Raw genomic sequence first — 12,928 nt, 5'->3', positions numbered from 1 at the left:
CATCGCTTCAATCGTAAACAAACGTCACGCAGGTCATAAAACCTTCGCCACTTCTAATACTTTAAAGGTACTGTGCAATTATTCCCCTCACCGCCAGGAATAACGCTCATGAACCGGTTCCATCAGATAAAAGTCAAGTATGCGCTCGCCTTCATCAGCGTTGCGCTGGCGTTACTCGCTATCGTGGCAGCAGACGCACTGTTGGTTAATAAAGTCAAAAGTCGCCTGGACACATTTATTGCCAACTATATTCCGGCAACTTCTGCAACACTTAACGGCGACCGTGATCTTTATCAGGCACGAGTAGCAGAAATCGAATATCTGTTATCCAACCCGAACAGTGAGCGCGCAGCCTCGCTAATGGCCGCCTTTGAAGAAAATGCTCAGCAAGCCTACGAGCGCATGGGGCGATACGCAGAGCTGATGAAGAACTATCCAGAGTTAACCACACAGCTAGCTGATTTTGAAACGCTATATACACAATGGAAGCAAGAAGCCACACGTGTTTTTCAGCGACACCAGAGTGGCGAAACGGTTGAGGCTTTAAACATTCTATCAGGTGCTTCGTTGGAGCGCTTTAACGCGCTGCGCGATGTCTATGACATTTCAGGCGTCAACATCGAGACTGCCACCTATCAAGCAGAAGCCGCGGTTGTTGAAAGAATTAAAGTTCAACAAACCATCACCATCGGTTTTTCTCTAGTGGTATTTATTGTTGCCACTCTCATCGCTTTACTCGGTCCACTTATGATGTCTCGGGCGATTCGTCAAATCACTGGGCGCATTAAAGAAATCACTGAAGGGGATGGGGATTTGACCGCACGTATTGCAAGTCAGCGTCGCGATGAGATCGGCGAGCTGGGTCATCAGTTTGATGCCTTTATCAAGCGTATCGATGACATGCTGCAGTCCGTTAGCAGCAGTACGGTTAGTCTTCAGCATGCATCCTCTGAAATCGCCAAGGGTAGCCAGGAACTGGCCACGCGCACAGAGCAAGCCGCAGCGAACCTGCAGCAAACATCTGCTTCGATGGAGGAAATCGCAGCTGTGGTTAACAACGCGTCTGATTCGGCGCAGCAGGCTGACCAATTGGCGCTATCCACTCGAGACTTGGCTCAGCAAGGCTTGCACTCCATGGAAAGCGTTGAACACACCATGGGTAGTATCAGCGACTCCTCCTCCGAAATCAGCAATATTGTCAGCATGATCGAGAGCATTGCCTTTCAGACCAATATCCTGGCATTGAACGCATCCGTTGAAGCAGCGCGGGCAGGTGAACATGGCAGAGGCTTTGCCGTGGTGGCCCAGGAAGTGCGTATTCTGGCCAGCCGTTCCAGCGATGCATCAAAAGGAATTGCTACACTGATCGAGACATCGTTGAACCGTACCAAAGCGGGCGTCGAGCAAGTCAAGAAGACCGCCTATACCATGCAGGAAATGGTAGGAAGTATCGAACGTGTAGCCGATGTGATTGCTGAAATAAGTGCAGGCGCGAAAGAACAGAGTGTGGGTATCAGTCAGGTGAACGATGCCGTCAATGAGCTGGACAGCATGACGCAGCACAACGCCTCAATGGTGGAAGAGTCTAGCGCTGCTGCGGCAGAGCTGAGACAGCAGGCCGACCAGCTAGGCGAGCTGATAGGGGCTTTCAAGCTCAGCAATGCACACAACGACCAGCCCGCGTCAGGCAAAGCGACATTCACCACGGTGCGAAAGCCATCGCCAGCGGCTCAGAGGCGTTTAACGCACGCTCACCAACCCGAATGGGAAGCTTTCTAATCTATTGTTTTACGTCCCTGGGCTTTTATAAGCCCAGGGGGCCAAAGCCTGTGCGTCGTATTTAGACACCTTTTCCAGAGTGTTTACATTACAGACAGCGAATACGTGAATGATAAAAAGGGGTAAATATGCTGTCCAATGCATTAGTGATTGATGACGACCCTGACATTCAGCGATTAGGCGAACTGTTACTGATCAAGCATGGTTTCAGCGTGGCAAAAGCCGGAAGCCTGGGTGAGCTTGCACGGCAACCTGCGCTGTTAAACGCTGAGTTAATACTGCTGGATATAGGATTAGGAGAGTTTACCGCTCTTGATATCCTGGACTATTTGCATGACTTAAGGCTAAAAGCTTCCATCTTGTTTATTAGCAGCTGTTCCAAAGAAACCGCTGCCGCAGTGATTGCTTCAGGTAAGGCTAAGGGGTTCCACGTTCTGGGGTTCTTGCCCAAGAGCAAGCTGATCTCTGATCTTTCGACATATATCGAGCCTTTGAAACATACGCCTAAAGCACCAACGGAACAAGAGCTGAGCAAAGCCATTACCGACGATCAGATCTTTCTGGCCTTTCAACCTCAAATAGACCTCCAAAATGGCCGAGTCATCGGTGCCGAGGCGCTGGTACGCTGGCATAATCCCGAGCGGGGGGTTCTTTATCCCGATAGCTTTATTCGCTTAGCAGAGCAAAGCGGGCTGATTCTTCCACTTACCTGGCGCGTTATTGAACTTGCCCTTAAACAACAAGCACAATGGCAGGCACAACAATGGGAGCTAAACGTTGCGATCAACATACCGGCTGCTTTTATCAAGGCGGAAGGTATGCTGGATGCATTTAACCTGCTCACTCATCAGCACCATTCTGCACTTGGCAATATCAGTCTGGAACTCACTGAAACGGCTGGCGTGGAATGCCTGGGGTACGCTTGCCACATACTTAAAGCGTTGCGGCAACTCGGTTGCCAGTTGGCTCTGGATGATTTTGGCACCGGGTATTCGTCATTGACCCAGCTCTATCGTCTACCCTTCAACGAGCTCAAAATCGACCGCAGTTTTGTCTCCCGCATAGACCAGGATAAAGATGCGCTGGCAATAACGCTCGCGATCATCAGCCTGGGTAAAAGCCTGGGACTTACGGTAATAGCCGAAGGTATCGAAACAGCAGCACAGCACGCCATGCTGGTAGGCGCAGGCTGTACAGTCGGGCAAGGTTACTTTATAGCGCGTCCACTAACCGCAGGCGCTTTTAATGCCTGGATGTGCGAACGTTCACATTCACTTGCTCAGGATCATGAAGAGAGCATGCCTTTGCGTTGTAACGCCTGCCGCGTCACCGAATGCAGCGCCGCTATGCGCGCAAGATAGTCCGCCAGCTCGCTTATCGGTGCATCCAGCGCTGCCTGCTCTAGCTTACTGGCTTGCTCGGCGATGGCGAAACAACCAAGAGAAGAAGCAGCTCCCTTGAGAGAGTGAGCCTCTTGGCAAAGCGCTTGACGATTTGCCGTCTGCCAGTAGTCATTCAAGCGAGCACTCCGCTCGTCAAGCCGTGTTAAAAAGGTGGTTAGCAGTGTGGCCAACGCCTTCGGCTCAAAGGTGTCTTGCAATTCTTTGCAAAGGCGCTCATCCAGTATCAGGACATCACCACCGCTGTCCTCCATAAACGCTACGCTTTCAGGCGTGCATGGTGCCATGCTCAACGGCGGATCAGTGGCCAGATAGCGGCAAATTACTTGGTACAGCTCACCTCGGGTGAAAGGTTTATAAACCATATCGTCCATACCGCTGTTCATGCACCGCTCGCGATGTTCCGGCATCACATTGGCCGTCATCGCGATAATAGGCAGGCGAGGGAGGCCATGGGCTGCCTCATGGGCACGCCAGCGCCGGCTGGTTTCCGTACCATCCATCGTTGGCATCTGCATATCCATCAACACTAAATCGAATTGGGCATGATCAACGCCCAGCTGGTTGAGAGCCTCTACCCCGTTGTCCGCTATTGTTACCCGCTGACCAAGGTGTTCCAGCATTACTTGGGCTACCGTCTGGTTTAGCGGATTATCTTCAACTACTAAAACATGCTGGCGTGCTGCTAAGGCGCGTCGTTTTTCGCCGCTACTATTGATCGCGAAGGGCTGGGTTTCCGGCATCTTGACAGTGAACCAGAATCGACTGCCCACGCCTTGACGGCTGTTGACCCCAATATCACCCTGCATGGCCTCAACCAGACGCTTACAGATGGCAAGCCCTAATCCCGTACCTTCATGACGACGCGCCATGGACGCATCTACCTGAGAGAACGCCGAAAATAACTGTGCCTGGTCAGCTTCAGAAACTCCACAGCCGGTATCGTGGACAACAACCAGAATTACGTTATCCTGCGCTCTCTTTATATGCAGCTTTACAAATCCTTCCTCGGTAAACTTCAATGCGTTATTGATTAGATTCATCATGACTTGCCGCAATCGAGCGGCATCCCCCGCCACATAGCGTGGTAACGCAGAATCAATAGAGTAGCTGAACGTTAGTTTCGCCTTGGAAGCTTGAAGCGTATAACTTTCACACAGTTCTTCAACACACTTATGCAAGTCAAACGACTGAACGTTCAAGTCTAATCGTCCAGATTCGATTTTAGTATAATCAAGAATATCGTTAATCACCGCACGTAGACTTTCCGCACTGCGTTTGAGTGCTGCTAAATATGCTGCTCCCTTGGTCGTTTCGACTTCCTCGCTCAAAAGGTCTGCCATACCCACTACGCCATTGAGCGGCGTGCGAATTTCATGGCTCATAACCGCCAGGAATTCCGATTTTGCGAGACTGGCTTTCTCCGCTTTTCTAGCCGTCTGATCCAGCTCCTGACCTTTGGCTTCCAGGGCCTTAGCTTTGCGCTCGCTTGAGCGGCTCTCAAGAATGAGCGCACGAACCAACAGCCCGCCCGAGAACATCAGTAGCGTGATAAGCAATAGCACCAAACCGTAAAGGTGCGTCAATAGCCGCCGCTCTTCACTGCGCATACGTGAGACATGGGCATTGGTTTCTATAAGCATGGTACCGGTGAACTGCTGGAGGCTTGTTGACCGCTCCAGAAGATCTGTTATCAACGGTTTACTCAATTCAGAAGGGGCATCCTGTAACGGCTCAAGCTGCTCTTCCATTTCTAACACCAACGCTTCGGCAAGACGAGCCACTGCCTCGACCCGCTCCAGTCTAGCTACGACGTTACCGATTTCACCTTGGAAAAACAGCGTTTGCCGGCTGAATAAAATTTCATAGCGCAACAGCACATCTTCAACGGTGCTGTTATCAGATCTTGCTTCAAGTAGCGTCAAGCGAAACTCACGCACCTCACGATCAAACTGGTATCCAGCCCACAGCAGGTTCTCGAGCAATCGATTCTCCAAGGCATGCTGACGGTTATAAATGACTCCTCCGGTTGTCAGCACACAAATAAAAAAAAGGATCGCTGAAAAACTAGCGACCCTGGTGCTGCGAGAAAAAAAGAACGTTATGGGGGCCAACATGGCAATTATCCATTCAAATTATTGCACGTCGATGCGAGCTACCTGCCAGACCGAGCGCATTAGAATTTCTTCATTCAAGAGTGCAGGATGCTGGTCAAAAGGATAAATAACAAACAATGGCCCTTGGTCACGAACACGAAGCACGTGGCCGTTCGCCCGCATAGCCAGGATCACATCATAATTTTCAAAATCACTGACAGGTATCGTTGACGCGTAGTCGTTGAGTGCTACTACGCGCAGGCTGTTTCCCTGAGCACCAGCAGCGTTCAATATGCTCCGCCCCAAGGGTCCAGAGAAAGTGACAGCGCCATCGTACCAGGGCGTGTGGGTAACGGTTTCGTGCTGCGGCAAGGCCTGCAGCATTTCCTTATCGAAATGCACCTCATCGCCCACATTGGGGTGGCTTACATTGCCGCTTATCACCAATACCACCGTTCCTTCAGGCGGCTCCAAGGCAACAGCTTGGGCCGATAGCCCAAGAATCACGACGGCAAGAAAGAGAGATTTAACCATCACGGTACGACGTATCATGCTACACCTCGGCACCTTTTATTTAGCGTGCAAGCAGTGTATATCGGCCGCTGGTGGGTTAACTGTGAACCTTTGTGTCAACGCACCGACATCCACTAAACTCAAGGCATGAATTTGCTGTTGCTGCTCGCGTACTATTTATAATACGACAACAGGGGCGCTACCATGCACATTGGCGTACTTGAAGATGATCTCGACCAACAAGCCTACCTTGAGCAGTGTCTATTGGCGGCGGGCCATCGAGTCGCCTTGTTCACTTACGCCAGCGAGCTTCGGCGCGCCACTTTGCAGCATACGTTTGATTTTCTGATTATCGACTGGCGACTCCCCGACAGCTGCGGTATGGACGTCGTTGCCTACCTACGCCAGCACGATAAATGGCGCGGGCCTATTCTATTCATCACCGCCAGTCAGGATGAGGAGGATGTCGTCAAAGCACTTGAGCAAGGCGCAGATGACTTTCTGGTGAAACCTCTAAGACCTAAAGAACTTGTCGCCAGAGTAGGCGCCTTGGGTAGACGAGCAGGCTATGCCCTGCCTCTCCTGAAGACAATACATTCAACGATATTTTCTCTGCATACCGAAGAGCATTACATCAGCGTATCCGGTAAAGCCATTGATCTAACAGAGCGTGAGTACCAGTTAGCCACGCTTTTCTTCTCAAAGATAGGTGAGCTGATTACCCGGGCCCACCTATTGGAACTGGTATGGGGCATCAAGGGCAGCGTTTCGACCCGCACTGTCGACACTCACGTAAGCCGCCTGCGTCGTAAACTGGAGCTGGATGGCCGTCATGGCCTGCGCTTGCGTAGCGTGTATCAATGCGGCTATCGCATGGAAACATGCCCACTCATCGATACAGCCAGCTGTTCTGTAGATTGACACAGCTTGGCCCCCGCAACAGGGCGTAGCCGGTCACTGTCACTTCACACCAGAAGAGGCATTGCCAAAGCGCCAGATCAGGCGGCTTGGCGATACCCCCGCAGGGTCTTCTGCCCTTTGCGGGAGTAGCTGCCTTTACCCTTCCTGGGCGTTTGCTGCTGCATCTTGAACATGGGGGTGCGCAGCTGCGCCTTGAGCGCGTTATCACGAACCTTGTGCGATTTCATGGTGACTCCTTTAGAGCGTTTTACGAAAAGAACGGCGCCTGCGGATACAGGCGCCGATTACGACCAGTAAACCCTGGCGGGGTTCCTGCTCGTTAAACGTTATTACTCATCCCAGGCCGGGGCGAAATCCGGGTTGGCAATGCGCTCGCCGCGATCGAGCTTGGCGATTTCCGCCATTTCGGCGTCGCTCAACGTGATTTCGAAGGCCTTGATGTTGCTTTCGATATTGCGCGCCTTGGTGGATGACGGAATGGTGATCATGTCGCGCTGCTTGATCCAGGCCAGGGTGATCTGCGCGGGCGTGACCCCATGGGCCTCGGCGATGTTCTTGAGCACCGAGTCCTCCATTACCTTGCCGACTGCCAGCGGCATGAAAGCAGTGACCGCAATGCCCAGCTTTTCACAATGCTCGGCGAGTTGGCGGTTTTGCAGGAAGGGGTGCACCTCGATCTGGTTGGTCAGGATTTCACCCTTGCCCAGAATCTCCACCGCCTGGTCGAGCTGGTCAATCGTGAAGTTGGAGACGCCGATGTGACGCGTCTTGCCCAGCTTCTTCAGCTCCTTGAGCGCCGTCAGATAATCATTCATCGGCACTTCGTCATTCGGTGACGGCCAGTGGATCAGCAGAAGATCCACGTACTCGGTGCCGAGCTTCTCGAGGCTTTCGTCGACGCTCTCTTGCAGACGCTTGGGCTCGAGATTGTCGAACCACACCTTGGTGGTCAGGAAAATCTCGCTTCGCGGCACGTCGCTGTCGCGGATTGCTTCACCGACGCTTTTCTCGTTGCCGTAGAACTGGGCGGTATCGATATGGCGATAGCCCGCCGCCAGCGCTGCGTGAACGCTCTTTTTCAGCGTATCGTCTTCAAGGCGATAGGTACCAAAACCAGGATTAGGAATCGTATTGTGCATCGTTAGCCTCCGTTCTAATGAATAGCGTGTTAATTAACATGGGGGATGACGAGCGCTTCTTCAACCACGGGCTGGAAACGCAACGGTTCGTTTTCGCCAGGCCTGCGCGTTTTTGTCCACGTATGCCTTTATAGGCGATAGAATCACTGCTATTCGCCTGCTAACAAAGACCCCTCGCCATGTCTCAAACTGCACCGACTTCTGACGCGCCGCTAGTGCTCATTCATCGCCAGCCGGGGTTTCTGAGCTTTCTGCTCTCGCGCCTGGCGGCGGTATTTGCCATGCAGATCCAGGCCATCGTGGTCGCCTGGCAGGTGTATGACATCACTCGCGACCCGATGTCCCTGGCCTATGTAGGCCTTGCCCAGTTTCTGCCCATGGTGATTCTGCTGCTGCCGGCAGGTGATGTCGTCGACCGCTTTCCACGCAAGCGCATTCTTCAACTGAGCTGGGCGGTACAGGCGCTGTGCAGTGCACTGCTGTTGATGCTGGCCCAGGCCAATCACGGCCGCGTCATGGAGTTTTACGCGGTGCTGGCGCTTTTCGGCTGCGCCCGGGCGTTTACCGGCCCTACCCTGCAAAGCCTGCTGCCCAATATCGTGCCCCGCGCCCAGCTCGCCCAGGCCATTGCGCTGAACAGCTCGATCATGAAAGTCGCGGTCATCAGCGGGCCGCTGCTGGGTGGGGTGCTGTACGCCATGGGTGGCGGGCGCCTGGCCTATGCGGTATGCCTGGGCTGTTTTCTCATTGCACTTGCCCTGCTGGTACTGGTGCCGGTGCGCTACGTCGAGAAAGCCAAGGCGCTTGAAAGCACGGCCTGGAAGCGTTTTTCTGCGGGCATTCGCTATATCCGTTACCAGCCGATCATCCTGGGGGCAATTTCGCTGGATCTTTTCGCCGTGCTGCTGGGCGGAGTGGTGGCGCTGCTGCCCATTTACGCACAGGAGGTACTGCACGTGGGCCCGGAAGGGCTGGGCGCCTTGCGCAGTGCCATTGCGGTGGGAGCACTTTTGATGGGGCTTTATCTGGGGGTGCGTGGCATCAAGCGCCGCGCCGGGCACGTGATGTTTGCCGCGGTGGCCGTGTTCGGGGTGGCGAACCTGGTGTTCGCCTTCTCGACGCTGTTCTGGGTGTCGATGATCGCCATGCTGGTGGCGGGCGCGGCGGACATGATCAGCGTCTACGTTCGCACCACCGTGATCCAGCTGGCAACGCCGGATGAGATGCGCGGCCGGGTCAACGCGGTCAACATGCTGTTTATCGGTTCAAGCAACGAGCTGGGCGAGTTTCGCGCGGGCAGCATGGCCGCCGGGGTTGGCGTAGTGCCCGCCGCGGTGATTGGCGGCGTGGGCACGCTGGCGGTGGTCGGCCTGTGGATGCGCCTGTTTCCCTCGCTACGTCAGGTCGACCGCTTCGATGATGCCCGCTAGGCCGTTGGCATTAGCGGGGCTTTGGGCTACCAGATTGACCACGCTGCCTACCAGAATGACGCAGGGCGAAGGCAGCGGATGTTCGGCAAGGCGCTTGGGCATATCAGCAAGCGTGCCCACCAGTGCCTGCTGTTCGGGCAGGCTGGCCTTGGCTACCAGCATGATCGGCCAGTCATCGGGAAGCCCGGCCCCGCGCAGGCCTTCACAGATGGCGTCCACCTTGGAAAGCCCCATGTAGAACACCAGCGTTTCATCACGCCGTGCCAGGGTCTGCCATTCCGGCGCCCCGCCCTCCCGGCAGAGCTGCGCGGTAATGAAGCGCAGCTGCTGGGAGTGGCCCCGATCGGTAAGCGGAATGCCGAGGCTCGCCGCGGCAGCGGAAGCCGCCGTGATACCGGGCACGATCTGGGCGGGCACGCCGGCCTCGGCCAGAGCGGCAAGCTCCTCGCCCATGCGTGCAAAAATCCCGGGATCACCGCCTTTCAAGCGCACCACCGACTTGCCGGCAGCGGCCAACTTGACCATCAGCGCACCGATATCTGCCTGAGGCATGCTGTGGTGACCGCTGGCCTTGCCCACGTAGTAGCGCTCGGCAGAAAGCGGGATCAGCCCCAGCACGTCGTCGCCTACCAGACGGTCGTACACCACGGCGTCGGCCTGCATCAACAGTCGCGCCGCCTTTAGCGTCAGAAGCTCCATGTCGCCGCTTCCGGCGCCTACCAGATAGACCTGCCCCGAGCGGCACTCGCCCTTGAGCTGCAGCGAAGGCACGCTGGATGAGTGGCGCGGCGTGCGCTGAAACGGCACGCAGCGCTGCACAAGGCGCATTACCACCTCAGGCCACTTCTGTGTAAGACGCTTGCTTGGCACGCGCATGGGAGCGCTCCTCTTCAATCAGGGACTTTAGTTCAGGCAGGCAGCTGCCGCATTGGGTTCCGCAGGCAAGTCGTGCCCCCAGAGCCTCCACGCTGTTATCGCCCGCGCGAATGGCTTTAATGATGGCGCTTTGGCCTACCTGATGGCAGCTGCATATTACCGGGCCAGTGTCGGCACCACCGTCATCGCAGCCTGCCAGCAGCCGTCTTCGGTGCGTATCGCTCAGCCGGGTATCATTGAACCGCGCCTGAAGCCAGGCAAGCCCCGGCAGCTCACTCGGCGGGCCAACCATCAGCCACCAGCACAGCTTGCCCTGCGCCACCGCAGCGGCGCGCAGGCGGCCATTACCGCCATCTTCACACCACAGCGTGGCCTGTTCCGGCAACCACGAAGCCACCTGCGCCAGCCAGTCATCTATCGGCTGACGACCGGCAAGCTGCCAGCGCTGGCAACCCTGCATGGGCACCCGCGCCCAGTACTCGTGCCGGCACCAGGGAGGCGCACCCACCGGGCTATTATCCCCCACCGCCTGAGCAATCAACAGCGTTGCCTCCCAGGCCGTTGCCAGCGGCGCCAGCGCCACCGCGCCGTGCTTGGCTTCGGGCTGGCCCGAAACCGGGTCGGTAATCGCGGCAAGCATCGCCCCACTGCGCCCTGCTTTACTGAAGGCGTCCGTCCAGTGCATGGGGATGAACACCTCACCCCGCCGCTGGGCGTTGGAAATGCGCGCTCGGCCCCGGTACTCGCCGCTTTGGGCGGACAATACTGCCAGCTGCTGCGCCTCAATACCATAGCGCTCGGCGTCATCCGGGTGAAGTTCGATAAACGGTTCAAAGCGGTGATTCATCAACCGCGGGGCCCGCGCCGTGCGGGTCATGGTGTGCCACTGGTCGCGAATACGCCCGGTATTGAGGCGCAGCGGAAAGGCCGCGCTCAGCGCCTGCTCCGGGAGGCGCGGCGTGACGGCGATAAATCTGGCGCGTCCATTGGGCGTGGCGAAGGTGGCGTCTTCAAACAGCCGCGCCGTTCCGTGAGGTGCTGAATACGTCACCGGCCACTGAATCGGCGCTAGCGCGTCGTAACCCGCTAGCCCGAGCCCCGCAAGCCCCGAGATATCGAATAGCCGCTTGCTCTCCCCCTCGTTTTCGTAGCCGGAGAGCCTGGCGTGTTCGTCGAAGATTTCGTGGGGATGGGTGTAGGCGAATGCCTCCCCAAAACCCAGATGCCTGGCGGCTTCGCAGATGATCCACCAGTCGTGACGCGCTTGGCCCGGAGCGGGCAGCAGGCCGCGCTGGCGTGAAATACGCCGTTCGGAGTTGGTCACCGTGCCATCTTTTTCCGACCACCCGGTGGCGGGCAGAATGATATCGGCGTAGGCCAGCAGGTCAGTATGAGCGGCGCATTCGGAAACAATCACCAGCGGGCATTTTTCAAGCGCGCGCCGCACGCGAGCGGCATCCGGCAGGCTCACCGCCGGGTTGGTGGCCATTATCCAGAGCGCCTTGATTTCGCCACGCTCGATGGCTTCGAACAGCTCGATGGCCTTGTAGCCGGGCGCCTCGGGCAGTCGAGGAGTCAATGTGTCAGTCGCCCAGAAGCGCGTGACCCGTGCCAGAGCACCGGGCGAGTGGTAGTCCATATGCGCGGCCAGCTGGTTGGCAAGCCCCCCCACCTCGCGCCCGCCCATCGCATTGGGCTGGCCGGTGATCGAGAAAGGCCCCGCCCCGGGCAGGCCGATCTTGCCACCCGCCAGGTGGCAGTTGATGATCGCGTTGCACTTGTCCGTACCGCTGGAGGACTGATTGATCCCCTGGGAGTAGAGGGTGACCACGTGCAGCTGGCTTGCGAACCAGTAATAGAAGGTTTCCAGACGCTCGGGGTCGATATCGCAGATTGCCGACACGCGGCTGAGGTCGGCGTCGCGGGCGGCGGCCAGCGCGTCGTCAAACCCTTGCGTATGGCGCTCCAGATAGACGTTATCCAGCTTATGGTTCGCCGCCATCCAGGCGAGCAGGCCGTTGAACAGCAGCGCGTCACTACCCGGCGCAATGCCCAGGTACAGGTCGGCAATCTCGCAGCTGTCGGTCACGCGTGGGTCGATCACCACCACGCGCATCAGCGGATTACGCGCCTTGGCGACCTTCAGACGCTGATACAGCACCGGGTGGTTCCAGGCCAGGTTGGAACCGACCAGCACCACCAGCTCCGCCTCTTCCAGATCCTCGTAGTTGCAGGGCACCGCATCGGCGCCCAGCGAGCGCTTGTAGGCCGCCACGGCAGACGCCATGCAGAGCCGCGAGTTGGTATCCAGGTGCGGCGTGCCCAGAAAACCCTTAAACAGCTTGTTGGCCACGTAGTAATCTTCGGTGAGCAGCTGCCCAGAGAGGTAGGCAGCCACGGATTCAGCGCCGTAAGCCGTACGGGTTGCCTGCAGCCGCTCGGCAAGCGTGCCGAGTGCTGCATCCCAGCTGGTTGCCTTCCCATCTACCCAGGGCGTGGTGAGCCGGTCCTGGTGGCCCAGGGTTTCGTGCAGCGCGGAGCCCTTGACGCAGAGCCTGCCGAAATTGGCCGGGTGGTCTCGGTCACCCTCGATGCCGAGCGTGCCATCCTCGTTAACCGTGGCGTTCACACCGCAGCCTACTCCGCAGTAGGGGCAGGTCGTGGCGGTACACGCCGAGCCTGTGGCCTGGGACATACTGATTTCCTCCCGCTTAAAACGCAAAAGGCGTCCAAGCGAGCCTCATAAGAAGCCAGCCTGGACGCCGTTGTCTCAG

The 12,928-nt window shown here is 56.8% G+C and carries 10 protein-coding genes; 4 read left to right on the top strand and 6 right to left on the bottom strand.

The window, feature by feature from the left end:
* The first annotated feature begins 108 nt into the window (after positions 1-108).
* Together B0H98_RS07690 and B0H98_RS07685 are read left to right on the top strand one after the other, a co-directional pair.
* Positions 109-1,779: a methyl-accepting chemotaxis protein gene (locus tag B0H98_RS07690; protein WP_106374481.1), complete on the top strand. Its 1,671-nt coding sequence runs from the start codon at positions 109-111 to the stop codon at positions 1,777-1,779.
* A 128-nt stretch (positions 1,780-1,907) separates the two neighbouring features.
* Complete coding sequence (locus tag B0H98_RS07685) at positions 1,908-3,140, top strand: EAL domain-containing response regulator (protein WP_106374480.1); 1,233 nt, start codon at positions 1,908-1,910, stop codon at positions 3,138-3,140.
* On the opposite strand, the gene B0H98_RS07680 is transcribed toward B0H98_RS07685, so the two are convergent.
* Positions 3,065-5,296, bottom strand: a complete 2,232-nt coding sequence (locus B0H98_RS07680) for an ATP-binding protein (RefSeq protein WP_106374479.1) — start codon at positions 5,294-5,296, stop codon at positions 3,065-3,067. The two genes, B0H98_RS07685 and B0H98_RS07680, sit on opposite strands and share 76 nt — an antisense overlap.
* Positions 5,297-5,314: 18 nt before the next feature.
* The gene (locus tag B0H98_RS07675; protein ID WP_244183024.1) at positions 5,315-5,827 is read right to left on the bottom strand and encodes a putative pterin-binding protein; all 513 of its coding nucleotides are present in this window, start codon (positions 5,825-5,827) and stop codon (positions 5,315-5,317) included.
* 165 nt (positions 5,828-5,992) lie between these two features.
* Between B0H98_RS07675 and B0H98_RS07670 the strand changes: the two genes are divergently transcribed.
* A complete protein-coding gene (locus B0H98_RS07670; RefSeq protein WP_106374478.1) occupies positions 5,993-6,709 on the top strand; it encodes a response regulator transcription factor in 717 nt (238 codons plus the stop codon).
* A 77-nt stretch (positions 6,710-6,786) separates the two neighbouring features.
* Here B0H98_RS07670 and arfA read toward each other — a convergent pair whose 3' ends face one another.
* Positions 6,787-6,936 carry an alternative ribosome rescue factor ArfA gene (gene arfA / locus B0H98_RS07665; protein WP_106374477.1) on the bottom strand — a complete coding sequence of 50 codons (150 nt, stop codon included), beginning with the start codon at positions 6,934-6,936 and terminating at the stop codon, positions 6,787-6,789.
* Between the two features lie 102 nt (positions 6,937-7,038).
* Positions 7,039-7,848 carry a 2,5-didehydrogluconate reductase DkgB gene (dkgB, locus tag B0H98_RS07660; RefSeq protein WP_106374476.1) on the bottom strand — a complete coding sequence of 270 codons (810 nt, stop codon included), beginning with the start codon at positions 7,846-7,848 and terminating at the stop codon, positions 7,039-7,041.
* Positions 7,849-8,027: 179 nt separating this feature from the next.
* On the opposite strand from dkgB, the gene B0H98_RS07655 reads away from it, so the two are divergent.
* Positions 8,028-9,278 (top strand): MFS transporter, encoded by a 1,251-nt coding sequence (locus B0H98_RS07655; protein ID WP_106374475.1) that lies wholly within the window; start codon positions 8,028-8,030, stop codon positions 9,276-9,278.
* Here B0H98_RS07655 and cobA read toward each other — a convergent pair.
* Both cobA and B0H98_RS07645 read right to left on the bottom strand, forming a co-directional pair.
* Positions 9,243-10,154: a uroporphyrinogen-III C-methyltransferase gene (cobA, locus tag B0H98_RS07650; RefSeq protein WP_106374474.1), complete on the bottom strand. Its 912-nt coding sequence runs from the start codon at positions 10,152-10,154 to the stop codon at positions 9,243-9,245. The genes B0H98_RS07655 and cobA overlap by 36 nt on opposite strands.
* Positions 10,114-12,849: a nitrate reductase gene (locus B0H98_RS07645; protein ID WP_106374473.1), complete on the bottom strand. Its 2,736-nt coding sequence runs from the start codon at positions 12,847-12,849 to the stop codon at positions 10,114-10,116. Before B0H98_RS07645 ends, cobA begins: the two co-directional genes overlap by 41 nt.
* Positions 12,850-12,928: the final 79 nt, after the last annotated feature.

The sequence above is a fragment of the Vreelandella songnenensis genome (assembly GCF_003002925.1).
Taxonomy (GTDB): Bacteria; Pseudomonadota; Gammaproteobacteria; order Pseudomonadales; family Halomonadaceae; genus Vreelandella; species Vreelandella songnenensis.
Note: the sequence above shows the minus strand (reverse complement) of the source record. Positions and strands in the feature narration are given on the sequence as shown.